Consider the following 26,340-nt stretch of genomic DNA (forward strand, 5'->3'; position numbering starts at 1 on the left):
GCGCTCAGCTCCTCGCTGTCTGAGACGTTTCGCCGAGACATTCACGCATCTCGCGCCGGCACGTGGGTTGCCGTGCAGCCACGCCGCAACGAAACCACGGCGTGTCGCCACGGCGGCAGGCCAGAACCCATCAGACATCCCAGGAGGTTTCCCCCGTGAGTGAATCACCGATGTTTTCGACCATGGTCCTCCCCCAGGAGCTCGTCGCGGACGACGTGATCGGTCTCCGAGATCAGATGAGCGCGCGGATCGCGGCGGTGCTCCGGCCGAAGGGCGGTAAGCGCAAAGAGGGCGACGCGCCGCTGCCCAAGGGGGTCGAGCCCGTCGCGGCGCTGCCGCCGCACATCGACAGACCGTGGAAGCGGTTCGAGGCGGCCGCGACGGAGCTTCAGGGATTCCGCGGCCTGCGGGCGAGCGCGCAGGCCGACCAGCGCCATTCTGGGACGAGCGAGGCCGAGCGGAGCGCGGCGAACACCGACAGCGACGACCGATGGCGCGCGCTCGAGCAGTGGAACGCGGGAGCCGCCGGGCTCTCCGAGGATGGGCAGACGCCGTCGCCGTCCGACGCGCGCTGGCTGTACGGGCAGCTCTTTCCGGCGCCCGAGGGGCTTCGCTTCATCACGCGCCGGCCCCGGGTCCAGTGGGCCGCGATGGTGCAGCGGATGAAGACGCTGGAGGAGGAGCGCGCCCAGGCGGTGATCGAGCAGTTCGGCGGGACCCGGCACTTCCGGCAGCTCGTCGCCGCCCATGCGCGCTTCGGCGAGGCGTACGGCTTCACGACCGTGGTGCTCGCCAAGGAAGGCGGGCCGACCGATGGCCGGCCGCAGTGGAGCGCCGCCCGGGATGCGCTGCGGAGCCTGATCCAGAAGATCGAGAGCCACGCCGACCCGGAGATCCCGGGGAGCGAGGCGCTCGCCGCGTTCCTGCTGGCGCCCTACGTCGAGATGGTCGACGACCTCGCGAAGCCCCGTCGAAGAGCCTCCGCGACAAAGCCCGAAGCCGTCCCGGCGCCACCGCTCGGGGCGGGCGGGACGCCGTGAACCCGTCCGGGTGAGCCGGCTCCTCCACGTGGGAGACGAGGTGCACTCGTCTCCCGGTGGACGTGGCTCCAGCAAAAGACGAGTAGCACTCGTCTCCCGGTGGACGTGGCTCCAAGAAAAGACGAGTAGCACTCGTCTCCCGGTGGACGTGGCTCCAGCAAAAGACGAGTAGCACTCGTCTCACGGTGGACGTGGCTCCAGCAAAAGACGAGTGGCACTCGTCTCCCGGTGGACGCACCTCCAAGAAAAGACGAGCGGCACTCGTCCCGGCGGTGGACGAGCCTTTGCCTTGTGATGCCTCTTGGATGTGCGCTCGCCTGCCGTAGACTCGCTGGCCATGACGGCGAGCCGGCGGGGTCTCTACCAGGATCTGATCACCGAGGCGTTGGCGTCCGGCCTGCGCGAGCTCGACGCCAGCCTGGAGGTCCACACCGCGGCGCTCCGGGCCGCTGAGGCCGCCGACCGTATCGCACTGCACCTGGGTCGCCTCGTGCAGCGCGCCATCTCCGGCGTGCCCGATGCAGAGCGTGTGGCCGTCGGCGTGGGTCTGGCGCGGAGGCTCGTCGAGCAGATCGATCAGGTGATCGCCGGCGCGGAGCTCCAGCCCGAGGCGCCCGTCGAGCCGGCGACGGTGCTCCACGCCATCGTCGGGCGCCAGCCGGACGGCAGGCCGGAGACGATCCCCGAGCCGCTCATCCCGCTCCTCGACACGGCGCTGCTCACCAACGCGCCTGGCGAGCCGAGGGTGGGCCACCAGCTCCTGACCGAGGTTCGCTCGGCGGACCGCATCGACGTCGTCATGGCGTTCGTCCGCCGGAGCGGCATCGCCCCGCTGCTCGATGCGCTCCGCGTGCACTGTCAGGAGGGCCGCGCGCTGCGTGTGCTGACGACCACGTACACGGGATCGACCGAAGCGACGGCGCTCGAGGCGCTCCGCAAGATCGGCGCCGACGTGTGCGTGTCGTACGACACGGGGACGACTCGCCTGCACGCGAAGGCCTGGCTGTTTCATCGCGCGTCGGGCTTCTCGACCGCCTATATCGGCTCCTCCAACCTGACGCACACCGCGCAAACGAGCGGGCTCGAGTGGAACGTTCGCGTGTCCGGCGCGCGCAACCCGGATGTCATCGCCAAGGTCGCCGCCGTCTTCGAGAGCTACTGGAACAGCGGCGACTTCGTGCCGTACGACCGCGCGGAGTTCCTTGACCGCGTCGATCTGGCGACGAACGCGACGCCATTGGTGATGCTCAGCCCGATCGAGCTCCGCGCCGAGCCGTTCCAGGAGCGTCTGCTCGAGCAGATCGCGCTCTCCCGCGAGCGCGGGCATCACCGCAACCTGCTGGTATCGGCGACCGGCACCGGCAAGACCGTCATGGCCGCCATCGACTACGCCCGGCTCCGGGAGGCGCTCCCCCGCGCACGCCTGCTCTTCGTCGCGCACCGCGGGGAGATCCTGGAGCAGAGCCTCGCGACGTTTCGTCACGGCCTGCGCGATCATGCCTTTGGCGAGCTGTGGGTCGGCGGCCGTCACCCGCGGCGCTTCGAGCATGTCTTTGCGTCGATCCAGAGCCTCTCGGCAGCAGGGCTCGATGAGCTGGATCCGTCCCATTTCGACGTGGTGATCATCGATGAGTTTCACCACGCCGCCGCGCCGTCGTACCGCGCGCTGCTGGAGCGCGTGCGTCCCGTCGAGCTCCTCGGCCTCACGGCCACGCCCGAGAGGAGCGATGGGCTCCCGCTCCTCGGCTGGTTCGATGACCGGATCGCCGCAGAGCTGCGGCTCTGGGACGCGATCGATCAGCACCGGCTCGTTCCGTTCGTCTACTACGGCATCCACGACGGGCTGGACCTGCGCGATGTGCCCTGGCGTCGCGGGCGCGGCTACGACGTGGAGGGGCTCTCCAAGCTGCTCACGGCCAACGACGTCTGGGCCCGGCAGGTGGTCGCCCAGCTCGCCGCGCATGTTGATGACACGCGAACGATGCGGGCGCTCGGCTTCTGCGTCAGCATCGAGCACGCGCGGTTCATGGCGCGCGTCTTTCGCGAGGCCGGTGTCGCGGCGACCGCGGTGTGGGGGGACAGCCCCCATGACGAGCGGCGCGCGGCCCTCGCGGATCTCGGCGCGCGGCGGGTCAACGTTGTCTTCTCCGTGGATCTGTTCAACGAGGGCATCGATGTCCCTGCGGTCGACACGCTGATCCTCCTGCGCCCGACCGACAGCCCCACGCTCTTCTTGCAGCAGCTCGGGCGCGGCCTGCGGCGCAGCGCCGGCAAGACCGTTTGCACGGTGCTCGACTTCGTCGGGCACCATCGGCGCGAGTTCCGCTTCGATCGCCGCTTCGCAGCCCTGCTCGGCGGGAGCCGGAAGGAGCTCGTTCAGCAGATCGAAGGCGGGTTCCCGTTTTTGCCCGCGGGCTGCCACATGGAGCTCGACCAGAAGGCATCGGAGCTCGTGCTCGACAACATCCGGCAAGCGGTGCCGTCGGGGTGGACGGCCAAGGTCGACGAGCTGCGGCGGCTCGCCCGCAGCGGCGACGTGAGGCTTGCGCAGTTCCTCGAAGAGACCGGGCTTGAGCTCGAGGACGTCTATGCCGGGCAGCGCTCGTGGTCAGACCTCCGTGGTGACGCCGGGCTCGCGTCGCTGGGCGTGGGCCCGCACGAACAGGTGCTGCGGCGCGCGTGCGGGCGGCTGCTCCACGTCGACGACTTCGTGCGAATCGAGGTGGTTCGCCGGCTGCTCGCGTCCGACGCGTGTCCCGATCCGGGGGCGATGAGCCTGCGGGAGCGCCGCCTCTTGCGCATGCTCGTCGCCACCGTGGCCGATCGCGCCATCGACAAGGCGACCACCCTTGCGCAGGCGTGCGCTCTCGTCTGGGCGCACCCCCAGGTGCGCGCGGAGCTCGTCGAGGTGATGGACGTGCTCGCTGCCCGCGTGGACCACGTTCACCGGGAGCTCGCGACCCATCCGGACGTGCCGCTCCAGGTGCACGCGCGCTACTCGCGCATCGAGATCCTGGCGGCGTTCGGCGTCGGGGGCAGCGCGAAGGTCGCGCCCTGGCAGACAGGCGTGTACTGGGCGAAGGACGCCCGCGCCGACCTGCTCGCGTTCACGCTCGACAAGACGAACGGGCAGTTCTCGCCGACGACGCGCTACCGCGACCATGCCATCAACCGGCAGCTGATCCACTGGGAGAGCCAGTCGACCACCCGCGCCGAGAGCGAGACGGGGCAGCGCTACCAGCAGCACGAGGAGCTCGGCACGGCGGTGATGCTGTTCGCGCGGCTGCGCAGCGACGAGCGGGCCTTCTGGTTCCTGGGGCCGGCGAGCTATGTGCGGCACGAGTCGGAGTTGCCTATGGCGATCACGTGGCGGCTGAAGCATGCGCTGCCGGGGGACCTGTTCGCGTCGTTCGCCGCGGCGGTGGCGTGAGGGGAACCTTGTCCGCTTCTACGGACAAAGTGCTTGCCTGCGGTGCGCGTTGCAAAGTGACCCACCCGCCGGCTCTCGTCTCGGCATTGCTCGGAGCTCGAACTGCCGCGGGAGTCTGAACCACAAGCAGGTCGTTCCGGGCCGCCATTGGTGGGACGACAGGAAGGCGCAGGAAGCTGCGCTCGGGTGCATCCATGTTCGCCGGCCTACGAGGCATCGCTTGCTTCCGAAGCGACGAGCTTCTCCTGCTATTCCTTGTACGAGATCCCCTCGTTCTTTAGCTTCCAGGCAACACGCCCATTGAGCCCGGTGCCAGACACGACGGCCGCTGCTCCAGAAGGTGAATCGAAGGCGTACTCCTGAGTGAACCGGAACAGGTTCGGGTTCCCGTTGGCCGGCACGAGTACCCCGGCGTCTCGAAGGTTCTTGCGAAGCGCGCGTGCTCCGTCGCCGAGGGACTCGACCTCCCTCACCCGCGCCGAGGAGCCCTGGCGGAGGACAAACTGGCCCTCGCGCGCGACGCACTCGGCCCTCGCGTCCTCCCATCGAGGCTCGAGAACTATCTCGTTCGTGTCGCCCGCCGGGTCCGGCTTCGCACGCGGGAGGGCGGCGCGGACCGCGGGCGCACATGACGGCGTTCGCGCGCGTTCCCGCCCGCCTCCAGCAGGCCATCGTGTCCCGCCTGGGCTGGACCAGCCTGCGGCCCGTCCAGGAAATGGCGGGCGAGGCGATCCTCGACGGGAAGAACGCCGTGGTGCTCGCGCCGACGTCCGGGGCCTTGAGCTGGGGCCGAGGAGGGAGCTGGCGCGATTGGATGGAAGCGTCGCGACCCTTCATGTCGACAAGGATGCGCACGGGGTGCTCGTCGGGCGCGCTGTTGAACGCCCGCTGCACCTCGTCGCGGGCGTCGTCGCCCATGCCGCCGTGGAACTGCATGATCGTAACCGTCCAGTTGGCGACGCATTGAGCGTCGGCGTGACCTGGCTGGCTGGAGGCGAGCATGGGTCAGCACCGAGAGCAGCAACTCTGGGAGCAGTTGGTGGCGGAGGTGGAGGGCGGCGCCCTCTACTACAAGCGCCTCGAGCGAGGCTGCTTTCGAGTGCCGCCGGTCAGCAAGGACGGTACGGCGGTCGAGATGGATTCGACCGGCTTGGCGATGCTGCTCGACGGGATCGACGTCGCCCGTGTACGACGCCCCGAGCCGTGGCGCCCTCGATTGCGCTCTTGCGCACGGCGGTGCCCACGAAGTCGTCGAGCCGCCCGCCGGCCTCGGCCTCGGCGTGCAGGCGCGCGAGCTTCCCGAAGACGGCCGGATCGCGCCGCACCACCTCGATCTGCGCGGCCACCATCGCCTTCTGAAGCTTCTGCAGGTCCTTCAGCAGCGCGCTGTAGGTCTCGGGTTTCACGGGAGCCTCCGGAACTCGGCGATGCCGTCGAGCAGCGACGGGACCGAACCCGCCCGCTGCGGAATCGTGCTCAGGCGAGCGTGGTCCGCGAACGCCTCGGCAGCGCCGGCGCATTCGCTCTCGAAAGGGAGCTTGGGGTACGCCTCCACCTCATCGAGCGGCTGCCCTTCAGGAACAGACCGCGACATGTCCAGCGCGTAGATCCATGTCTCGATGTTGCGCTTCGGCACCAGCTCCGCGATCGGCTCCTTCTCGCCGCGAGGCGCCTCACCGGATCCCTTCAGCTCCGCCGCGAGCTGCGCGTGGCGCGCGGCGACCGTATGGGTAGGGTCCGCGTCGATGTGCGCGACCAGCCCTGTCGAGGCGCTGGCGTTCTGCCTGCGAAACGCCTTCACTTCGCGAGGGTAGCTCGCGACGACATAGCCGTGACCGGCTCCCCCGCTGACGGTCGACGGGAGAGGCACTTTCCGGATGCGCCGGGGGTTCGCGCCCGCCCGGACGAGCGCCCGGCAGATGAACACCTGCGCCTGCAAGTCCTCGCAGAGCACGACGAACTGCGCGCGATCACTCACCGTCCCACCCGCGCGCGACCGTCTCGGCAGCAGTCAATCCTTCGGCGCCAGCGAACGGCGCGACGCGCGTGGGCCCTCGACCGCGGAAGAACCTCGTCCCGTGCGACGGAGCGAGCTGGTTGAGCAGCTCCGGGTGGTGGCTGATGAACCATACTTGCGGCCCGCTCGCCGACAACGAGAGCTCGAGCACCTCGCTCAACCAGGGCTGGATCTCGCGAAGCGCGACGTAGTTGTCGGGCTCATCGAAGATGACGAGCCTGCCCGGCTGCAGGACGGCGTGTCTCAGGAAGTACAGGCTGCAGAGCTGCCGCTGCCCCTCGGAGAGCTCGGAGAAGTCCACCACGTACGGGCTGCTGTCCTCCAGAAGGAACGTCGCCTCGAGCTTCGGCGCCGTTCGACTGACCTGCAGCGCCTGGAAGCCATCCAGCACCTGCTGGAGAGCCTGGGTGGCGCGCATCGCCCCGCTGAAATCCTGTGCTATCCATCGAGGAAGCCAGGAAGCGAAGTTGGACAGGTCCGGGGTGAGCTCGTCCGCCTCTTCGTCCGTGCGCGAGGACATCGCGCGCGGATCCGGTCGAAGAAACCACAGATCGTCACGCAGCCATCGCTTGAACGCCGTGAGGCGCTTGTTGTCCTTTCCGGCCGCGATGGCGCCCAGCCCGGAGCGGGCCCAGTCACCGCTGACGCGGGGACCGTGGGCGCCGTCGTCATGGAAGAGCTGCAGTTCCCCCATGGCGAATTCCATGAGCAGCCGGTCCCCCAGCTGGAGGGTCTCACGCTTCACGTGGCTCTTGTTCGGTTCGTGTGGGCTGTGTTCGATCGTCAGCTTGTAGGTATAAGCGTGCTGCTCGATCTGCACGTCGAGCTCGATGCTCAGGTCGAACCTCTTCTCCCACCGCGCGCGAGAGACACCGGGAAACCAGCGCCGGAGCTCACCCTGCTCCGCGACCAGCGCGCGGATGCCCCACAAGGCATCGATCACCGAGGACTTGCCGGACCCGTTCTCGCCGAGAAGCAGGGCGAGCTTCCCCGGCTTCCATTCGAAATTGACGAGCGTGCGGAAGTTGTCGATGTAGATGCGGGTGATCACGACGTCTCCAGGTACACGGCCGCCATGTCGGGCGTGTACGGCAGGTTGTACTTCTCGTTGAGGCACACCCGGTCCTCGTGGATGCCGCCGGGCACCGCGAGCACCGCCAGGCCGTGCTTGCCGCCGCGGGCGCGCTCGTAGAAGCCGGAGAGCCAGGCCATGAGACCCAGCGGGCCGAGCAAGGAGGGCTGGCCGAGCACGGTGACCCTGGCGGTCCGCGCGTCGCGCACCGGGGCGCGGGGGGTGCCCGCGAGACCCGCCGGCCAGCTGCCGAGCGCCGCGAGCTGGGCCTGAAGCGCGCCGACCTGCGGGTCGGTCATTGCGATGTTGCCGCCCTCCCGAGGCGGGCGCGGGCCACCGCGCTCGAGTCGGGCGATCTCGCGCAGGGTCCAGCTGAGCGGGCTGAGGGGACTCGTCGGCATGGCAGAAGACGTTCCTGTACCACGAAGCCTCCGAGATCGGACCCTCGCCAGCGGTTCGACGCGGCGCGGTCTGTCGCGCCTGACCGAGCGGCCCGGCCGTCGTCTGGTCGAAGCACATCCTGTCGTCGCTCCGCTGGCGGACCTTGGCGCTAGGCTAGGATCACGTCGCGCTGGTGGGCGAGGTAGGCGAGCGGGCGTGCAGCGAGCAGGCACGCTTCTCGAACGAAGCCGGCGAGGTCTTTGCGCAGGGGACGGAACGCACGGCAGGGTGTCCTGCCGAGTGTGTTCCGTGCGAATCTCTCGTCCGCATGCAGCTGCTTCTGCTTCACTGCCCGGAGGACGACGACGGCGCGAGGGCTCTCCGGCCTCACATCGAGCAGGTGTGCCGCGGAGAAGGTGGCGAGGTGCTGGACTCTTGCCTCGTGGGCGGCGAGCACGTGGAGCACGGGATCGAGGAGCGCCTCCGCGCGGCGACCCATGTCGTCATCCTTGTCTCCGCGCGGCTGCTCGACTGGTCTGCATGGCGCAGGGTCGCCCATCGTGCCCTCATTCACCGGAGGCGCGCCGAAGTCTCGCTCGTGCGCTGGAGGGCCTGCGTCGACGACCAAGACCAGGTACTCCGTCGCTTCGGGCCGATCCTCGATCCCGCGGTGGCGACCGTCACCGACGCCGGCGAAGCTCTCGTCGCGATCGCGCGTCGCGTCGGCGAGGCGCTGCGGGCGGCGCGACTCGGTCCGAGGTGTGTCGCGCTCGGCCGCCTCCCTCCGCCTGAACGAGCGATCGTGGGCCGCGAGCAGGAGAAGCGATCGCTGGATGACGCGCTCGTGAATGACGCCGTCCAAGTCGTCGTCGTGATCGGCGAAGGGGGGGCCGGCAAGACGCAGCTCGTCCGAACCTGGCTCGACGGCATGCAACCGGTCTATGGCGGGGTCGAAGCCGTGATCTCTTGTTCCATCGAAGATCAGGACGGCGGGGGAGCGCCGTCTGCGTCGGCGGCGGTGTCCGTGTTGCTCGCTGCGATCGGAGAGACCCCCTCGGCAGATCCCATGGAGAACGTGAGCCGGCTGGTCCGGCGCGTGCGCGATCGCCGGACGATCGTGGTCATCGATGGGCTAGAGCCGCTGCAGGACGCCCGAGGAAAGCTGATCGACAGGCACATGGGGATCCTCGTTCGCGATCTGGCATCTCAGATGTACGGCGGGCTGTGCGTGATCACCACGCGTCCCCCCTTCGAGCTCGGAGGTGCCGGCGTCCGCCGCATCCAACTCGGCCCCGTCGACCGCGCGTCTGCCATCCAGGTGCTGCGGAGCCGAGACGTGCGCGGGTCCGACGAGGATCTCGGGCGCCTGGCCGATCGCCTGCGCCGCCACGCCCTCTCGCTCGCCCTCGTGGCCGACTACCTGAGCGAGGCGCACGGAGGCGACGTCCTCGTGGCCGACCGTCTTGATCTCGGCGCGGAGGATATCGACGACGGCGGCCGGATCCAGCGCATCCTCTCCTTCTATGAAGAGCGCTTGAAGCCCGAGGAGCGCGCCGTGCTCGGCATCGTCGCGCTCTGCGAGCGGCCCACCGATCTCGCCACGCTCGCCGCTCTCGGCGCCCCGCCAAGTGTCCCGGGCTTTGCGGCGGCGCTCGGCGATGCTTCACCCGAACATCTCAGGCGAACCTGCGCGCGTCTCGAGAGAACTGCGCTCCTCCTGAAGACCGAAGCGGGTGCCTGGGATCAGCACCCTCTCGTGCGCGGCTACTGGCGACGCCGGCTCGAGGCGAGCGATCCCGCCGGGGTCCGTTCCGCACATGAGCGCCTGTTCGAGCGGTTTCGCAGCCTGGCATCTCCCGCGGTCGGGGGCGCGGTCCGCCGCGAGGAACTCGATTTACTCTATGCAGCCGTCGCGCACGGCGTTCAAGCTCGGCGATGGGCCGAATCGTTCGAAGTCTTGCACGACCGCATTCGACAGGGGGAGCGCCACACCAGCCTCAAGCTGCACGGCGCAGTGGCCGAAGACCGGCGCGCCTTTTTCGCCTTCTTCGCTCGGAACACCTTTCATGTTCTGGGGGACCTTCCCCCCTCGCAGCGATATTGGCTCGAAAACAGCGCGGGGGTGCTCCTCCGTGTGCACGGGGAGACGTCCGACTCCGTGCGCCTCCTCGAGCGCGCCGTTCGGACGGCGGTTGATGCCGGCCATTCAGCAGGAGCAGCAGAGTCTGCGCGCAACCTGGCCTCCGTATACTCGCTGAGAGGCAACCTCATGGGGGCGCTCGAGTCCGCGGAGAGCGCTGTGCGCCACGCCGATGCTTCTGGTGAGCTGCGTCCTCGCCTCAATGTGCGTGACTTCCGAGCTTACCTCATGCACCGGCTCGGTCGGTTGCACGAAGCCCGCGCGGCCTACGAGGCGATCGAGCAGATCCGGGATCGGGAGATGGCGGGTCAGATGGGTGTGGCGCACTACCCGTTCGCGAGCCACGCCGCGCTGCTGCTCGACCTTGATGAGGTGGATCTCGCCCACGACCGCGCGGTGCGGGCCTACCAGCTGACCCACGGTGATGATCCCGATGCTGGTTCGCTGCTCAACCGCGGTCTGTCCGCCCGCGTGCTCGCCCGGACGCTCGTTGCGCTTGGGCGGCCGGACGAGGCGAGCCGGCGCTTCGAGGAAGCCGTGTCGCTCGTCCGAGATGCCGGGCGCTGGGACCACCTCGCCTCTTGTCTCGTCGATTGTGCATCGTTCTGGGCAGAGAGGGATACTCACCTGGCCCGGAAGCATCTCGATGAGGCGCGCCGGATCTCCGAAGGCCGTAGCTTCCGCCTCAGCGAAGCCGCCGCGGCGCTCACCACGGCCCGTGTAGCCCTCGTCGAGAACATTCTTCCCGAGGCGGCCAGGCAGCTCGATGCGGCCGAGGCGCTTCTGCTGGAGATGCGCTATCGCGTCCGTGTCGCATGGCTCCACGTCCTTCGCGCACGGCTCTGCTGCGCACAAGGAGACCAGATCGGCGCGCGCCGGCAGGCAGACCTGGCTCGTCAGGAAGCGAGCGAGATGGGGCTGAAGAGGCGCGACTTCTGGCGAGAGCTGGAATCCTACGGCCGTGTCGAGGAGAGCTCATGAAGATCCTACAGGTCATCCACGGCTACCCGATGCGCTACAACGCAGGCTCGGAGGTCTACACGCAGACGCTCTGTCGCGGGCTCGCCGGCCGCCACGAGGTCCACGTATTCACGCGCGAGGAGGACCCGTTCGCGCCGGATTTCGCGCTCCGCCACGAGAAGGACACCGACGATCCGCGCATCTCGCTCCACCTCGTCAACACGCCGCGCGTTCGAGACGGCTACCGGCACGCCGGCGTCGACCAGCGCTTCGCCGAGCTCTGCGACCGACTCCGTCCCGACGTGGTCCATATCGGCCACCTCAATCACCTCTCGACCTCGCTCGTCACGGAGGCCGCCGGGCGAGGGATCCCCATCGTGTACACGCTGCACGACTACTGGGTGATGTGCCCGCGCGGGCAGTTCATGCAGACGCACCCAGCGAACCCGGACGATCTTTGGGCGGCGTGTGACGGCCAAGAGGACCGGAAATGCGCCGAGCGCTGCTACGCGCGCTTCTTCTCGGGCGCGCCGGACGAGCGTGAGGAAGACGTCGCGTACTGGACAGGCTGGGTCGCGCGCCGGATGCGCCACGTGCGCGAGATGGCCGATCTCGTCGACGTGTTCATCGCGCCCGCGCGCTACCTGGAGCGCCGGTACCGGGAGGCGTTCGGTCTGCCCGAGCGCAAGCTGGTCTACCTGGACTATGGCTTCGATCTCTCCCGCCTCGTCGGGCGCGCCCGAACCCCGGGGGAGCCGTTCACCTTCGGGTACATCGGGACGCACATCCCCGCGAAGGGCATCCACCAGCTCCTCGAGGCCTTTGGGCAGGTGAGGGGAGACGCTCGGCTCCGCATCTGGGGCCGGCCGCGCGGGCAGGACACCGAAGCGCTCCGCGCGATCGCGCAACGACTTCCGGGCGACGCCGGCGCTCGTGTGGAGTGGCTGCCCGAGTACCGCAACAAGGATATCGTGCGCGACGTCTTCGACAGGGTCGATTGCATCGTCGTGCCATCGATCTGGGTCGAGAACTCGCCGCTCGTCATCCACGAGGCCTTGGAGGCGCGCGTGCCGGTGATCACCGCGAACGCCGGCGGCATGGCCGAGTACGTGCACCACGAGGTCAACGGCCTCCTCTTCGAGCACCGCGACCCTTCCTCGATGGCGCGCCAGATGCAGCGCCTCGCAGACGATCCGGCGCTCGCCCGCCGCTTCGGCCAGCGCGGGTACGCGCAGTCCGAGTCCGGACACGTGCCCGACCTTGCAGGCCACGTCGAGGCGATGGAGCGCATCTACGCCGAGGTCATCGCCCGCCGCGACGCCGCTCGGATCGAGCCCGGCCAGGGGCCGTGGCGCATCACGTTCGACACGAACCCGGACACCTGCAACCTCCGCTGCATCATGTGCGAGGAGCACTCGCCCTACAGCCCTCTGCAGGAGGCGCGGAAGGCTGCTGGAAAGCCGCGCCGGTTGATGCCGATCGAGCTCGTGCGTCGCGTGATCGCCCAGTCGGCCGGCCGTGGCCTCCGCGAGGTGATCCCTTCCACCATGGGTGAGCCGCTCCTGTACGACCATTTCGACGAGATCGTCGACATCTGCCGGGAGCACGGGGTCAAGCTCAACCTGACAACGAACGGGACCTTCCCGCGACGGGGGGCCCGGGAATGGGCCGAACGGCTCGTGCCGATCACCTCCGACGTGAAGATCTCCTGGAACGGGGCCACGCGGCAGACGCACGAGCTGATCATGCTTGGAGCCCGCTGGGAAGCCGTGCTCGAGAACGTGCAGGCGTTCATCGCCGTCCGCGACGCGCACGCCGCCGACGGCGGGAACCGCTGCAGGGTCACGTTCCAGCTCACGTTCCTGGAGGCGAACGTCGCCGAGCTCGCCGACATCGTGCGGCTCGCGATCCGCCTCGGCGTGGACCGCGTCAAGGGACATCACCTGTGGGCGCACTTCGAGGAGATCAAGCCGCTCTCGATGCGCCGCGATGCCGGGGCGATCCGGCGCTGGAACGAGGCCGTGCTGGCCGCGCGAGAGGCGGCGTCGGAGCGCGCATTGCCGAACGGCAAGCACGTGCTGCTGGAGAACATCTTCCTGCTCGACGAGTCGGCCCCCGACGACCTGGCCCCGGGAGGTCGCTGCCCGTTTCTTGGGCAGGAGGTGTGGATCAGCGCCGAGGGACGCTTCGACCCGTGCTGCGCACCCGACGCGGAGCGCAGGACGCTCGGCGATTTCGGCAATCTCCACGAGGCGGGGCTGATGGAGATATGGAACGGCGAGCCTTACCAGCGGATGCTCAAGACCTACCGGAGCCGCGCGCTCTGCCTTGGGTGCAACATGCGGCGGCCGGCCGGTGAGCCATGAACGACTGGCGATGTGCCCGGGTCGCCCCGGCGAGGACGCACCACCTCGTGGACGGCGAGCCGATGTACTCCGCACGCTTCGAGGAGGTGCTCGCGTTCCACGCCCCGGGCCTCTCGCCCGCGCGGTGCGGCAGCACGGCCTGGCACATCGATGCGCGCGGGGAGCCCGCCTATGCGCGGAGGTTCGAGCGGACATTCGGTTTCTATGAAGGGCGCGCTGCCGTCTCGGCTCCCGAGGGCTGGCATCACATCCTGCCGGATGGCGCCGAGCTCTATCCAGAGCGGTACTCCTGGTGCGGCAACTACCAGGACGGTCGGTGCGTGGTCCGCGACAGCGAGGGACTCTACAGCCACATCGATCAGGCCGGGCGTCCCCTGTATGCGGCGCGGTGGCGCTACGCGGGCGATTACCGCGACGGCGCCGCGGTCGCACAGGGCGAGGATGGCCGCTCCACGCATATCGATGCGCGCGGCGAGCTCGTCCACGGTCGCCGTTATCTCGACCTGGACGTGTTCCACAAGGGCTTTGCGCGCGCCCGCGACGAGCGGGGGTGGATGCACGTGGATGGCCGCGGGCAGCCTGCGTATGCTCAGCGGTTCGCCATGGTGGAGCCGTTCTACAATGGCCAGGCGCGTGTCGAGCGCCTCGATGGATCGCTGGAGATCATCGATGAGACCGGGCGGACGGTGAACGTGCTGCGGGCCCCTTTGCGGAGCGAGCTCGCGGCGCTCTCTGCGGATCTGGTGGGTCTCTGGAAGACCGAGACCCTGGCGGCAGCGGTGGAGCTCGGCGTCATCGAGGTGTTGCCTGCGACAGAGGCCGAAGTGGCAGCGCATTGTGGCCTGCCAGAGGAGCGGGCGCGCCGCCTTCTGCGTGCGCTGGGCGAGCTCGGCATCCTCGAAGGGGCAGCGGACGGCAGGTGGTGCACCACGAGCCGCGGTGAACACCTGCGCTGCGAGCCGGCGATCCGCTGACGCTCTCGGACGCGGCGATCGAGTACGCGGGACCGCTGCGCATCTGCTGGTGGCGTTGCCAGGGTGAGGTGGCTCGGCCATTGCTGCCACTCCCTCCTTGCCGTCGCTTCGCTCAGTCGATCCCGATCACCACCTTGCCGAAGTGCTTCCCTGCCGCGAGCTTCGCGAGCGCCTCGTTCGCCCGCTCGATCGGAAAGACCTCATCAACCACCGGCCGGATCCCGTGCAGCTCGAGCGCCGCCCCGAGCTCCACGGTCGCCTGCCGCGACCCCACCACGGTCCCCTCGACGCGGATCGCCCGGAACAGGATCGGCATCGGATCGATCTGGCTCCCCAGCCCGCTGAGCAGCCCGATCAAGCTCACCACGCCCCCCGTCTTCACCGCCTGCATCGATCGCGGCAGCGTCCCCGCGCCGCCCACCTCGATCACCCGGTCCACCCCTTCGCCGCCCGTCAGCCGCAGCACCTCCTCGTGCCACTCCGGCTGCTTCCTGTAATCGATCGCCTCGGTCACCCCGAGCGCGCGCAGCCGCTCGATCTTCGCCGCGCTGGACGACGTGGCGATCACGCGCAGCCCCGCCGCGCGCGCCAGCTGCGCGGCGAACAGCGACACTCCGCCGGTCCCCTGGACAAGCACCGTCGCCCCCGGCGCCGGCCGCGGCCCCGACTCGAACAGCGCTGTCCACGCCGTCACCCCAGCGCACGTCAGCGTCGCCGCCTCGTTGAACCCAAGGTGCGCCGGCGCGCGGACGATCGCGTCCTCCCCGAACACCACCAGCTCCGCGAGCACCCCGTCGTTCCCGCCCGCACCGAGCGTCGTGGTGCGATACTCCCTGCGGAACGGCCCCGAATCCCACGTCGGGAAGAACGTCGAGATCACGCGATCTCCCTCCTTCCAGCGCCGCACGCCCGCTCCGATCGCGACCACCTCGCCCGCCGCGTCGCTGAGCGGGACGAGCCCGTCCTTGCGCTCCCCGCCGTACAGCCCGCGCACGACCATGAGGTCACGGTAGTTGATCGACGCGGCGCGGACGCGCACGAGCACCTGCCCCGGACCGGGCGTGGGTGCGGGGCGCTCGGCGAGCGTCCACGCGTCCGATTCCGAGGCGTTCTTCCGAATGATGACAGTCTTCATGGCGTGTCCTCCAATCTTCCCTGGACACCCGATCCGTAGATCCGTTCCTCCGGGCGCGGTAGTCCGCGCGAGGGAACGTCACCTGTGCTATTTCAGCACAGATCATGATCTCGCTCGCCGCGATCGAGCTGCTCGTCGCCACCGTCGAGACCGGTAGCTTCTCGCGCGCCGCGCGCCGGCTCGGCGTCACGCCGTCCGCGGTGAGCCGGCGCGTGATGCGCCTCGAGCAGGAGCTCGGCGTGGCGCTGCTGGCGCGCACGACGCGGTCGCTCCGCCTGACGGACGACGGGCAGGCCTTCTACGCGCGCTGCGTCCGCATCGTCGAGGAGCTAGGGGAGGCGACCGAGGCGATCGCGCGCGCGAGCAAGAAGCCGGTGGGGCTCCTGCGCGTCGACGCGCCGGTGGCGCTCGGACGGGACGTGATCGCGCCGAGCCTGCCGCGCTTCGCGGCGCGTTACCCCGACGTCCGGATCAACCTGACGCTGCGCGATCAACACGTCGACCCCGTGGCCGAGGGGCTCGACCTGCTCGTGCGCATCGGCCCGCTCGGCGACTCGAGCCTCGTCGCGCGCCGGCTCGGCGCGAGCCGCCTCGTCCACTGCGCGGCGCCGTCGTACATCGCGCGGCGCGGCGCGCCCGCGACGCCGGCCGATCTCGCGCACCACGAGTGCGTCGGGTACCTGCGCGACGGGCGGCCCACAGGGTTCCGCTTCCTGACCGGAGACGGCGACGCCGTGCTCGAGGTGCCCATCTCCGGGCCGTTCCACGCGAATGACGTGGATGTCCTGAGGCACCTCGCGATCGCCGGGAGCGGGATCATCGCGATGTTCGACTTCCTCGCGAAGGACGCGCTGGCCGCCGGAACGCTCGTGACCGTGCTCGACGAATTCCCGACGACCACCTGGCCGATTCACGCGCTGTATCCGAAGAACCGGCACCTGTTGCCGAAGGTGCGCGTGTTCGTCGATTTTCTCGCGGAGATCTTCGCTCCACCCTTGCCCGAGCGCCGGGGAGAGCGCCGGCGGAGCGGGCGACGTTGAGCGCTCCTCGCGGGGACCGTCAGCGCTGTCAGAACTGGTAGAGCCCGCCCGCCTCGACGCCCCAGCCCGTGCGGCTGGCGTCATGCTGCGCTGCCGCCGCCGGATCGAGCTTGTGGCGCGTGAGCAACAGGGAAGGCTCGAGCACGATCGAGAGCCCCTTCAGGGGCGCGAAGGCATAACCCGCGCGCAGGGTCACGTTGCGCTCGATGCCGGGACCATTGGCGCCCACGCGCGCGGGAGCGGTGGCCGGCGCGCCGCCCGCCGCAGGGGTTCCGGGCGTGTAGCCGAGCTGCATCTCGTCGGTGCTGAGCACCATCGCGGTCCCGGCGACGAGGTGCAAAGAGTGCTTGTCGAACGTGACCTTCCCCGACACCCAGCCGCCCACCTCGGCGACGTCGTCCGTGCGATAGCCCTGCCCGAGCGTCAGGAGACCCAGGTTGGCGAGGTTCTTACCGCCGTACGCTTCGGCCCGCACGTTCAGCGAACCGCTCGTGACCTCGCCGAACAGGTTGCCGCCGAGCGCCAGCCGCCCCTCTTCGGTCGGCAGGTTCGCGTCGAAGGCGAGCCGCGTGCCGATCACCGAGGCGCCCACCCATGCTGTCTTCTCGGCGCGATAGCTCGCGCGAAGCGAGACGGTCGGCGTGCGCGAGTACTCGACGTTGTTGAGGATGGCCGTGACGTTCTGGCTGACCAGACCGAGCGCGGCGCCCACCTCGACGCTGCCGATGTTCCCGACGTAGGCGAGCTGGTGGCGCATGAAGCCCGAATTTCCGGACTGAAACAGGCCACCCACGAGGTTGTACGTGTGCGTGTTCAGCGGCGAGAACAGATCCCATGTCTGGCCGAGCGTGAGCTTGTGCCCGTCGGCAGGAGACCAATCCAGGAACGCCTGACGCACGCGGAGGCTCATCCCCTGAGCCGGCGAGGACTTGCCGAAATCGACGAAATCGACCTCGATCTGCCCCTTCACGGGCGTGCCCTCCCCGACGGCCACGCCAAAGCGCGTCTGCTGCGCCTGAAAGGTGAGGCCGACGGCATCCGGATCGGCGAGGAACAGCGGATTCACCGCGGCCGTCGGGGCGGAGTAGTTCGGGTTGCCGAAGGACTCGAGGCCGTTCCCCACGACGACCGTGGGCTTGACGATGCCGTAGACACGCACGAGAGGCTTGTCGTCGGCCTTCTTCTGCTCGACCGGAGGCGGAGGAGGAGCGGGACGCGGCTCCTCCACGGGCAGCGGCGCGGCCGCGCCCGGCGCAGCCTGCTGAGCCGGCTCCGCCGGCTGCGCGTTGCTCGTGGCCGGCGCAGCGACCCCGGCCAGCGAGAGAGAGACGACAAGGGTTGCGCTGGGCGTCTTCCAGGTGCTCATGAACAATCTCCTCCGGCGGTGAATCGGACACGCGGGTTCACGTTCCGACATCCACGAGGGCTGCATCGGCGCCGCCGTCGACCACGCCACTTGTCATGTTGATGTTCACGTGGGTCTCCCGAGAGCATGGTCCGCGCAAAGCGATTTCAATACGCCGACAATCTTATCGTGGGCTGTGAATGGCGGGACACCCTACTACCGATCCGTCGGGCTACCAAAAAATATGCCCCAAATCAACGGGGATCCCCGCGGCGAGCGCTCGACGCGGTGGCGCGAGCTGGAGCGCGTGGACGCCGACAGATGAAGATCAATCCGGATCGTAGCTTCCCGCCAGCTGTGCGGGCCGCCCCGAGGACTACCCCGCGCCCTCCGGCGCACGCTGGCGGAGCGCGTCCTCGAGCGCGCGCTCGAACACCGCACGCGACGGATGGACGGTCAGCTTCCGGATGGCGGTATTCGCGATCTGAACCCCGAAGATGACCACCCTGGATTGGAGCAGGAAGTGACATCCCTCGACCGCATGGAGGACGGAAATCGTCGCCGCGGTCAGCCGCGTGCGCGTCACGTGCTCGTAATCGGTCATCGCCTCCCAGTCATTGAAGACCAGCAGTCGGCCCTCCGCGGCGACCCGCCGCAACATCACCTCCTCGATCGCCGCGGCGCCCGCCTCCACCAGCACCCCGGTGACACACGTGACCATCAGCGCCGGCGCGGGACACCAGATCTTTACCGTGCCCTCGCTACACCAGTGGGTCTGAAGCGGGCGGGCGGGGAGCGGGACCATGCAGCTGGCGGGTACACTGGGCCGCGGGCGACCGTTCGTCGAGGACCTCGTCGCACCATCTGCATCCAGAGGAGAAGCAGCGCGACGGGCCAGGATCGCTGCGCTGTTGTGTTGTGAGGGGCCCGACCATCACGCGAAATGAAACATTCAATTCGGGCGGCTGAAAACAACTTGTGCAGTTCTCCTGTTACAGCGACGGATCTTTATGCTGCCCGGGGCCGATCCCGCCTCGCCTGCGAGCGGCGCGCGCTCCGGGCAGCCTGCCCCGTCAGGGCTTCGCAGCGCCCGCCATGAACGCGGCGAACGCCTCGGCGTACTCTGGATGCCAGCGCGACAGCGCAGGTCGGTTCCGGATCAGGTCGTCGGCCGCCCACTGCACGCGGCGCTCGTCCATCTCGCGCGTGACCGCGTTGTCGGGACAGAGCAGGTAGAAGTCGCCACGGGCCATGCCTTCGAGCATCAGATCTACCACCTGATCGGCGGTCCATGCCTCCGCGGGCTTCTCCGGACCTCGCGCGGTCATCCCGGTGAACGTGTAGCCCGGGATCAGCAGGTGGGCGGTGATCTTGCAACCCGCCACGTTGCGCAGCTCGTGGGCGAGCTGCTCTGTCAGCACCTTCACGCCGGCCTTCGAGACGTTGTAGGCAGCGTCGCCGGGCGGGGTGGTGATGCCCTGCTTCGAGCCCGTGTTGACGATGGCGCAGGCGGTGCCCTGCGCGATCATCGCCTCGGTGAACGCCTGCACGCCGTGGATCACGCCCCACAGATTGACCTCGATGAGCCGCCGCCAGCGCTCGATGTCCTTCCACGGCTTGCCGCCGCCGCCGACTCCGGCGTTGTTCATCAGGACCGCCACCTCGCCGAACGCGTCGTAGGCGGCCTGCTTCAACCGATGCACGTCCTCGAGCCTGGCGACGTCGGTCGGCACCGCGCGCACGTCGGCCTGGCCGCCGGGCGCGGCGGCGGCGACGCGCCCGGCGGCCTCGTGCAGCGCCGGTCCGTCCAGGTCGGCGAGACAGACCTTCAGGCCCATGCGCGCGAAGCGCTCGGCGGCCGCGAGGCCGATGCCGCTGGCGGCGCCGGTCACCACGGCGGCGCGGCCAGGTGTCAATGCGGGATGGTCATTCACAGCAGATCTCCGTCATGCGTTGATGGCGCGCCGCCTCTGGCGCGGCGATCGGGGCGAGCATAGTGGGCGCCGGCGGGTCGGGCCACGATCCTCCGGCGTGAGTGGCCACCTCCAGGAATGGCTTGCATGTCACCGCGGCCGCTCCTACCATGCGCGCTGGCCGACAGCCGCGCAGGTGCACGATGAGCGACTCCGAGGACAGCGAGACCATCTTCCGGGTGGTCGTCAATCACGAAGAACAGTACTCGATCTGGCCGGCGACCCGTGATCTGCCGCTCGGCTGGCGTGCCGAGGGCACCGAGGGGACGCGCGCAGCGTGCCTCCAGCACATCGAGAAGGTCTGGACCGACATGCGGCCGCTGAGCCTGCGCCAGGCCATGGACGGTCAATGACCGCCGTCCCGCGCTCGCGCTCCGGCCGCCCTCTCGGCCCTTGACGGGGCGAGTCGCGCCGGCTGGAGCTCGCGCCCGGCGGCCGCTCCCCGCGTGCGTGCTCCAGCTCCAGGGCGCGCGCGCCGCGAGGCCGCCTCAGCCCGCCACCCATCCGATCATCAGTCGACTGACGGCGAGGATCACCAGCAGACTGACCGCGAAGCAGCCGAGTCCCGGGCGCTTGCCGTTATCGCCTGCTCCTGCCACCTGCAGGCTCACCGCGTCCGGAGGATCCAGGCACTTTTTTTTTACGGTGGGCACTCGCTTCCACCGCGCGGGCGCGGCTTCGCCTTCGAGCAGCGCCACCGGGGGCGTGCGCTTCACGATCGCCATCGCGCGCGCCGCCCGGCTCTCAGGAACACCCCGCCTCGACGCGCGGATCGCCGCCTCGGGCAGCCCGAACACCTCGCCGGAGCCGTACGTCCCCGCGAGGCCATCGAGCACGCGAAGGTGCCAGTCGGCGGGGATCGCCCCGGGCAGCGCCTCGATCGCCTCCTCCGGGATCGGCGGGAACCACACGGCGAAGTGCTGGACCTGCCTTCCGGTCCAGTCCTTCCGCGCCGGATCGAGGAACCGCATCGCCACATAGGGAAACACGAGAGGGCCTCTCGGCCCGGGCTCGTCGATCTCGAGCAGGCCATAACGGAGCTCTCCGGCGCTCGCGTCGGCGTCGCCGATCATGGCCTCGAGCGCCGTGAGCCAGGCGGGGAGGGCCGGGATCTCGGGCACGCAGATGAACTCGTAGTCCCAGTGCTCGCCGCGCGTCCTCCAGAGGAGGCGCGAGGTCTCGACGACGGACGCTGGCGCGGGCGCGAGCATGGCTGTCCTACTGGTTCTGGTGGTAGGCCCGCGCTCCCTCGTCGTTGCGCAGGGCCGCGGCCATCGCGCTCAGGACCGCCGTGAACGCGTCGCCCCTCCGGATCGCGCCCTCGCGGGTCTTCTGGAGCCTGTCGAGCCGCGTGGTCGCGAAGTCCTTGATCGAGACGAACCGCAGGATCTTGCTCACGATCTGGTATCGCTTCGGGAGGAAATCGTCGAGCGAGTCGACGAACGTCACCAGATCGCGCAGCCCCTGGAAGAACGTCTCACCAGCCGATCTCTCCTTCCGCGTGGCCTGCGCCTCGCGGACCGCGCCCTCGACGGTGCTCACAAGGACCGCGGGCGCGAGCGTGCGCACGCCGAGCGAGGTGCCCGGGTCGACCTGCGCGTCGGCGTCGACCGGCGCGGCGACCGACGAGAGCAGCATGAAGCGGTGGCCGAACGCGCGCTCGGCGCGGAGCACGGCGCAGAGCTTGGCGAGCTGATCGTCGGCGTCCCGGCAGACCTCGCGCTCGAAGTCGCTCGCGCTGTACTCCGGCGGGAACAGGTCGGCCTTGCTGAGGGCGAGGATCCACTCGCGCGGGAAGCTCACCTCGTCGCCCGTTGCGGCGCTGGTCCGGCGCAGCCGATCGCACTCGTCGGCGAAGTGCTCGAAGAGCCACCGGATGTAGCCGGTCCCCTCGCTCCGGTACTTCGCGCCGTCCGCAAGGAGGATCCCGACGTGGCTCATGCCGAGCTTGAGCAGGCCCTGGCGCATCGCCTCCCGCTCTTCCGCGTCGATCGGCTCGTCCTCCCACCAGCGCCCGGGGTAGTCGTACCAGTGGATGCGGACCGCCGCCTCCGGCAGGTCCCTCGGGAAGAAGTCGAACTCGTACGCGTCGAAGCGCGTGCTGCCGTCCGGGAACCTGCCCTCTTCGAGGCGGTAGAAGCGCCCGAGGAGCTGGTTGCCCTGCGCCTTGTTGACCGCCTGGATCTTGTACGCGTGCTCGATCTGAAACGAGGGCTGCGTCTGCGCCCGGTAGAAGGCCGCCAGGAGGACCGTCTTGCCTGCGCCGGAGGCGCCGAACAGGGCGACGTGCAGATCGAGCGGCGGCATGACTACTCCTTCTCCCGCACCTCGACTTCCATCTGCTTCACGCTCGATCCGCCCCGGGTGTCGTGGACGACCGCCCACAGCGACACGCGCCCCGGCTTCGAGGGCGGCGTCCAGGTGGTCCCGTGGCGCTCGCCGGGGCCTGTCACCGCGTCGCTCACGAGGCGCCTCGCGCCGTCGAATCCGCCCCCGTCCGTGTAGTAGTCGACCCAGAGCGCCTCGTGCGCGGGCGGCCCCCCGAGCCCCGTGGCCTCCACGTCCACGTCGGCGGCGTTGGACGGCACGATCACGTCGATGTCGTAGGTCGTGCAGTCGTCGGCGTCCGGCTCTGCCGGGCCGCATCCCTGCGCCTTCGTTTCCGGCTGAATGCACGGCTCCACGACGGGCAGGCCGCTCTCGCCGAGCGCGACCTCCTTGCCGTCCAGCTTCAGCGTGAACGCGTCGATGGGCGGGTTCGTGTTGGCTCGTTGATCCGAATCCTGGAAGAGAAACACCTGCGTGTAGCCCACGACGAAGCTGTCCGGACCGAGCACCCTCCCGTCCTCGTCGACGCACTCCAGTGGAATCCCAATCCCGTCTGCCATCGCCGCGGCCATCGCCGCGGCCATCGCCTCGGACGGCTCAGCGCCTGCCAGCACCGCCGGCAGCACCGCCTCCAGCGCTGCGGACAGCGCAGGAGACGGCCGCGTCTTGCCGGCGCACACGGCGAACAACACGTAGGCCGACGAGTACTTCGTTCCGGTCGCGGTGTGTCCTGCGTCCGGGCGCCTGAGGATGTCGCCGGATAGCGTCCACGTGAACGACGCTGCGTTGGGCTTGCCGCTCAGCGCCGACTCGAGCTCCTGTCGCTTGAAGAGAGCGGTCAGCTCCTCCTGTCCGCTGTCGCCGTTGGCGCCACCGCCGCCGTCGGCGCTGCCGCCGTTGCCGCCGGGGTTGCCGCCGTCGGCGCTGCCGCCGTTGCCGCCGCCGCCGCCGCCGTCGTTGGCGCCGCCGCCGTTGCCGCCGCCGTTGCCGCCGCCGCCTCCGCCTCCCTGCGGCGGGATCATTGCCGCCATGTAGGTGCCCAGCCACTGCCCGAGGCACCCGATCTGCGCGTCCACCCCGACAGGTGGGTTCACGCAGCCCCCGATCCACGTGACCTCGACGTTCCGCGGGTTGCCGTCGGCGTCGCCCAGCGCGTCGGCGTACGTCATCTGGAACGTCACGGGCGTGCCCCGTGCCGGGTATGGGTTGTCCGCCGTCACGGCCAGGATGCGGAGCCCCTCCACCTCGGACGACGGAGCCAGGTCGCTCCCCGAGCAGCAGGGAATGCCGAGGGCCAGGGTCGAGAGCGCGGCGAGCAGCGCGCGGCGAGAGGGCAGTCGGGTCCGTTTCATCAGAAGTCTCCTCGCAGCCCGAGCGTGGGCAGGAAGGGGAGCCCCGTCACGTACTCCCGTTTCGTGTAGTTGAAGTTGTAGCTGATGCCCTCCGCAGCCTGGTAGTTGTAGACGTTCTGCACGTCCAGGTAGAGCCCGAGCTGCCACCTCTTGAATCGCCAGGTCTTGTCGACGCGGACGTCGAGCTGATGGAACAGCGGCATCCTCTCGCTGTAGTCGCCCCCGAGCGGGAAGGGCGAGTACTTGCCCGAGGAAGCATGGTAGATCGCGTTCACCCGGTTCGGATCACACCCCTTCTGCTCCGGATCGCAGACATAGGGGGTCTGCAGGTTGCCCGACACGAGGCGGAAGCGCGCGCCGACCTCCCAGCCCCGGCCGAGCTGCATGTTCCCGAGCACGGTCAGCACGTGCGTCTGGTCCCATGGCGTGGGGTGCTCCTCCTCGCCGGGGCCGTCCGTGCGCACCGACCGCGAGAGGGTGTACGCCGCCCAGCCGAAGAAGCGATCGTCTGGCTTGTACTTCAAGAGCACCTCGCCGCCCACCGCGTACCCGGTGCCGTCGTTGGCATATCCGTCCTTCTCGGCCGAGAAGACGACCTGCCGATCGAGCTGCTTGTAGAACCCGTCCACCGTCACGTCGATCTGCGGCGTGATCTCCTGCTCCACCCCGAGGCCATAGTGGATGGATCGGTTCGACTTGATATCCGCCGTTCCGAACGGCTCGACGCTCTCCTGGAACTGGGGCGCCTGGTAGTAGAGGCCCACGCCGCCCTTCGCCGTCGTCCGCGGGAAGCCGCTCCGGATGTCGTAGCGCGCGTTGATCCGCGGGCTCACGTCGAGCGTGTGCGTGTCGAGCGCGTAGTCGACGCGCACCCCGGGGACGATCCGCGCGCGCGGCGAGGGGACCACCTCGAACTCGGCGTAGGCGGCCGGCCGGGAGTACGGGCCGTCGAACGACTGGTCCTGCGCGGGGAGCGTCGAGAACGGCTGGTTCGACGGGTGGCCCGCCGGCTGCCTCGTCGGCGCGTGGAGGTTGACCGTCGCGATGCCGCTCGTAAGGTCGGTCCCGACGTTCATCGTGAGGAACCTGGCGAACCGGTGCGAGTACTCCAGCCGCAGGTCGAGCGAGTTCGTGACGATGTTGAAGGCGAAGGGCGCGACCCCGAAGTCGAAGACGTCCCTGCCGAGGGCCAGCGACCAGAGGATCCTGTCCCGGTTCCCCAGGCGGTTCTCGTAGCTGAGCTGGAGGCGCTGGAAGGCGGTGTGCAGCCCAAAGTCGCCCGTCAGCGCCGGCTCGTCCTCCGGCGGCTTGTCCAGGGTGATCTTGAAGGCGTCGTCCGATCCGTAGAAGCTCGCGCGCACGCGCTCGCTCGCGGAGGGGCGGCCCTCGAGGACGAACTGGTAGTCGTAGTAGACGGGCGCCTGCGTCACGCTGGAGCCCGCCTCCTTGAGCACGGGCCCGAGCCACGCGTCGAGCCAGCTCCGCCGGCCCGCCGCGATGAACTTCCAGTCCTTGAGGTACGGGACGGGCCCCTCGAGGAGCACGCGCCCGTCGATGAGATCGAGCTGGACGACGCCGTGGTACTTGCCGTCCTGCTTCGGCGAGCGGAGCCCGACGTCGACGATGCCGCCCATGGCGCGGCCGTACACGGCGCTGAAATTGCCCGGGTAGAAGTCGATCTTCTCGAGCATCTCGGTCGGCACGACCGAGGAGAGGCCGCCGAAGTGGTAGATGATCGGCACCGGGGTGCGATCGATGAACGTGAGCGTGTCCTGCGGCGCGGACCCGCGCACGATGAGCAGCCCGAACCCGCTGCGCGCGACGCCGGGCAGGCTCTGCAGCGAGCGCAGCGCGTCGCCGCCGGTCCCCGGGATGCGGTCGATCTCGCGGCGCTCGAGCGTCCTCCGGGTCACCTCGCGCGGCGGGCGCTCGCCCTGCACGGTCACCTCGATGCCCTGCGCCTGACCGTCCTTGGGCTTCGCGAGCGAGATGCGGTAGCGCACCTCGATCGCCTCGCCCTCCGCGATGTCTTCGTCGGCCGTGAACGGCTCGAACCCCGCGGCGGCGACCTCGACGCGGTACTTGCCTGGAGGGAGGTTCTTGAAGCGGAACTTGCCGCGCTGGTCGGTCTTCACGTCCTCGCGGCCGCCGTCGGGCCGGAGGAGGCTGACCGAGATGTCCGGGAGCCCCTCGCCGGTGCTCGCGGACAGGACGGTCCCGACGACCGTCTCGACGTCGGCGGGCGGCGCCGGCGCCGCCGTGTCGGCGGGCTTGGGGGTGAGCGTGAACGCGTACCGGTAGAGGATGCGCGCCGGCGCCGGCGTGCCGTCCGGCCGCCGCGCCGGCTCGAACACGAGGCCGGGCGCGGCCGCGAGCGCGGCCTCGTCGAAGCCGTGTCCGCCCGGCGTCGCGACCTCGGCCTTGGTGACGCGCCCGGTCTTGTCGATGTCGAGCTTGAGGATGACGCTCCCCTCGACGCCCGCGCGCTGGGCCTCGACCGGATACACGGGCGGGGCGTACGTGATCAGCTTCGGCGGGCTGACGGCGGTGGGCTGCGCCGGCTGGGCCGTGCCCGGCTGGGGGACGACGACCGCGCCGGCTCCGCCGCGAGGCACGGAGGCCCCGCCCACGTCTCCCTCGGGCGGAGGCTCGGGCGGAGGCTCGTCGGCGGGCTGCGCGCGCGCTGCGCTGGCGGTCATCGCGACCGCGAGCAGCAGCGCTTCCGAGACAGCGAGGCGCATCGCAGAGGACGCTGTGGAAGAACGCATGTGCCTGGCGCTCTCGCAC

Annotated in this window: 22 protein-coding genes and 1 pseudogene; 9 read left to right on the top strand and 14 right to left on the bottom strand. The window is 69.6% G+C overall.

Annotated elements, in window-relative coordinates; genetic code table 11:
* Positions 1-170 precede the first annotated feature (170 nt).
* A complete protein-coding gene (locus tag WMF39_RS17805) occupies positions 171-1,040 on the top strand; it encodes a hypothetical protein (RefSeq protein WP_437746682.1) in 870 nt (289 codons plus the stop codon).
* Positions 1,041-1,377: 337 nt separating this feature from the next.
* A complete protein-coding gene (locus WMF39_RS17810; RefSeq protein WP_437746683.1) occupies positions 1,378-4,470 on the top strand; it encodes a DUF3427 domain-containing protein in 3,093 nt (1,030 codons plus the stop codon).
* Positions 4,471-4,718: 248 nt separating this feature from the next.
* On the opposite strand, the gene WMF39_RS17815 is transcribed toward WMF39_RS17810, so the two are convergent.
* Positions 4,719-4,943 (bottom strand): DUF4357 domain-containing protein, encoded by a 225-nt coding sequence (locus WMF39_RS17815; RefSeq protein WP_437746684.1) that lies wholly within the window; start codon positions 4,941-4,943, stop codon positions 4,719-4,721.
* A gap of 155 nt (positions 4,944-5,098) precedes the next feature.
* Between WMF39_RS17815 and WMF39_RS17820 the strand changes: the two genes are divergently transcribed.
* A complete protein-coding gene (locus WMF39_RS17820) occupies positions 5,099-5,437 on the top strand; it encodes a hypothetical protein (RefSeq protein ID WP_437748167.1) in 339 nt (112 codons plus the stop codon).
* Between the two features lie 33 nt (positions 5,438-5,470).
* A pseudogene (locus WMF39_RS17825) lies at positions 5,471-5,602 on the top strand (hypothetical protein); the annotation flags it as partial.
* On the opposite strand, the gene WMF39_RS17830 reads toward WMF39_RS17825, so the two are convergent.
* The 5 genes from WMF39_RS17830 to WMF39_RS17850 all read right to left on the bottom strand — a co-directional run bounded on the left by WMF39_RS17830 (position 5,580) and on the right by WMF39_RS17850 (position 8,406).
* Positions 5,580-5,876, bottom strand: a complete 297-nt coding sequence (locus WMF39_RS17830) for a hypothetical protein (RefSeq protein ID WP_437748168.1) — start codon at positions 5,874-5,876, stop codon at positions 5,580-5,582. The pseudogene WMF39_RS17825 and the gene WMF39_RS17830 sit on opposite strands and share 23 nt — an antisense overlap.
* The gene (locus WMF39_RS17835) at positions 5,873-6,448 is read right to left on the bottom strand and encodes a hypothetical protein (protein WP_437748169.1); all 576 of its coding nucleotides are present in this window, start codon (positions 6,446-6,448) and stop codon (positions 5,873-5,875) included. The genes WMF39_RS17830 and WMF39_RS17835 overlap by 4 nt, the downstream gene beginning before the upstream one ends.
* Positions 6,441-7,538, bottom strand: a complete 1,098-nt coding sequence (locus WMF39_RS17840) for an AAA family ATPase (RefSeq protein ID WP_437746685.1) — start codon at positions 7,536-7,538, stop codon at positions 6,441-6,443. The genes WMF39_RS17835 and WMF39_RS17840 overlap by 8 nt, the downstream gene beginning before the upstream one ends.
* Positions 7,535-7,960 carry a hypothetical protein gene (locus WMF39_RS17845; protein WP_437746686.1) on the bottom strand — a complete coding sequence of 142 codons (426 nt, stop codon included), beginning with the start codon at positions 7,958-7,960 and terminating at the stop codon, positions 7,535-7,537. The genes WMF39_RS17840 and WMF39_RS17845 overlap by 4 nt, the downstream gene beginning before the upstream one ends.
* A gap of 149 nt (positions 7,961-8,109) precedes the next feature.
* Positions 8,110-8,406, bottom strand: coding sequence for a hypothetical protein (locus tag WMF39_RS17850; RefSeq protein ID WP_437746687.1), 297 nt, complete (start codon positions 8,404-8,406; stop codon positions 8,110-8,112).
* Here WMF39_RS17850 and WMF39_RS17855 point away from each other — a divergent pair.
* The 3 genes from WMF39_RS17855 to WMF39_RS17865 are packed head-to-tail and all read left to right on the top strand — an operon-like array spanning position 8,383 to position 14,380.
* A complete protein-coding gene (locus WMF39_RS17855; RefSeq protein WP_437746688.1) occupies positions 8,383-11,061 on the top strand; it encodes a hypothetical protein in 2,679 nt (892 codons plus the stop codon). The two genes, WMF39_RS17850 and WMF39_RS17855, sit on opposite strands and share 24 nt — an antisense overlap.
* Positions 11,058-13,406, top strand: coding sequence for a glycosyltransferase (locus WMF39_RS17860; RefSeq protein WP_437746689.1), 2,349 nt, complete (start codon positions 11,058-11,060; stop codon positions 13,404-13,406). Before WMF39_RS17855 ends, WMF39_RS17860 begins: the two co-directional genes overlap by 4 nt.
* Positions 13,403-14,380: a methyltransferase family protein gene (locus WMF39_RS17865; protein WP_437746690.1), complete on the top strand. Its 978-nt coding sequence runs from the start codon at positions 13,403-13,405 to the stop codon at positions 14,378-14,380. Before WMF39_RS17860 ends, WMF39_RS17865 begins: the two co-directional genes overlap by 4 nt.
* Before the next feature lie 112 nt (positions 14,381-14,492).
* On the opposite strand, the gene WMF39_RS17870 is transcribed toward WMF39_RS17865, so the two are convergent.
* Positions 14,493-15,515 (bottom strand): zinc-dependent alcohol dehydrogenase family protein, encoded by a 1,023-nt coding sequence (locus tag WMF39_RS17870; protein ID WP_437746691.1) that lies wholly within the window; start codon positions 15,513-15,515, stop codon positions 14,493-14,495.
* Between the two features lie 104 nt (positions 15,516-15,619).
* On the opposite strand from WMF39_RS17870, the gene WMF39_RS17875 reads away from it, so the two are divergent.
* Positions 15,620-16,555 carry a LysR family transcriptional regulator gene (locus WMF39_RS17875; protein WP_437746692.1) on the top strand — a complete coding sequence of 312 codons (936 nt, stop codon included), beginning with the start codon at positions 15,620-15,622 and terminating at the stop codon, positions 16,553-16,555.
* 28 nt (positions 16,556-16,583) lie between these two features.
* Here WMF39_RS17875 and WMF39_RS17880 read toward each other — a convergent pair whose 3' ends face one another.
* The 3 genes from WMF39_RS17880 to WMF39_RS17890 form a co-directional block, all read right to left on the bottom strand.
* Positions 16,584-17,921 (bottom strand): hypothetical protein, encoded by a 1,338-nt coding sequence (locus WMF39_RS17880; protein WP_437746693.1) that lies wholly within the window; start codon positions 17,919-17,921, stop codon positions 16,584-16,586.
* A 355-nt stretch (positions 17,922-18,276) separates the two neighbouring features.
* Entirely contained in the window at positions 18,277-18,705 is a 429-nt protein-coding gene (locus tag WMF39_RS17885; protein ID WP_437746694.1) for a hypothetical protein, read from the bottom strand.
* A 268-nt stretch (positions 18,706-18,973) separates the two neighbouring features.
* Entirely contained in the window at positions 18,974-19,834 is an 861-nt protein-coding gene (locus WMF39_RS17890) for an SDR family NAD(P)-dependent oxidoreductase (protein WP_437746695.1), read from the bottom strand.
* Between the two features lie 182 nt (positions 19,835-20,016).
* Here WMF39_RS17890 and WMF39_RS17895 point away from each other — a divergent pair, with 182 nt between their 5' ends.
* Positions 20,017-20,226, top strand: a complete 210-nt coding sequence (locus WMF39_RS17895; RefSeq protein ID WP_437300257.1) for an MbtH family protein — start codon at positions 20,017-20,019, stop codon at positions 20,224-20,226.
* 135 nt (positions 20,227-20,361) lie between these two features.
* Here the strand turns inward: WMF39_RS17895 and WMF39_RS17900 are convergent, their stop codons facing one another.
* The 4 genes from WMF39_RS17900 to WMF39_RS17915 are packed head-to-tail and all read right to left on the bottom strand — an operon-like array spanning position 20,362 to position 26,294.
* The gene (locus WMF39_RS17900) at positions 20,362-21,084 is read right to left on the bottom strand and encodes a hypothetical protein (protein WP_437746696.1); all 723 of its coding nucleotides are present in this window, start codon (positions 21,082-21,084) and stop codon (positions 20,362-20,364) included.
* Positions 21,085-21,091: 7 nt separating this feature from the next.
* Positions 21,092-22,180, bottom strand: a complete 1,089-nt coding sequence (locus WMF39_RS17905) for a hypothetical protein (RefSeq protein WP_437746697.1) — start codon at positions 22,178-22,180, stop codon at positions 21,092-21,094.
* A gap of 2 nt (positions 22,181-22,182) precedes the next feature.
* Positions 22,183-23,553, bottom strand: coding sequence for a hypothetical protein (locus WMF39_RS17910; RefSeq protein WP_437746698.1), 1,371 nt, complete (start codon positions 23,551-23,553; stop codon positions 22,183-22,185).
* On the bottom strand, positions 23,553-26,294 hold the full coding sequence (locus tag WMF39_RS17915; protein ID WP_437746699.1) for a TonB-dependent receptor domain-containing protein: 2,742 nt from the start codon (positions 26,292-26,294) through the stop codon (positions 23,553-23,555). The genes WMF39_RS17910 and WMF39_RS17915 overlap by 1 nt, the downstream gene beginning before the upstream one ends.
* Between the last annotated feature and the right edge of the window lie 46 nt (positions 26,295-26,340).

The sequence above is a fragment of the Sorangium sp. So ce1504 genome, assembly GCF_051521635.1.
GTDB classification, from domain to species: Bacteria; Myxococcota_A; Polyangia; order Polyangiales; family Polyangiaceae; genus Sorangium; species Sorangium cellulosum_B.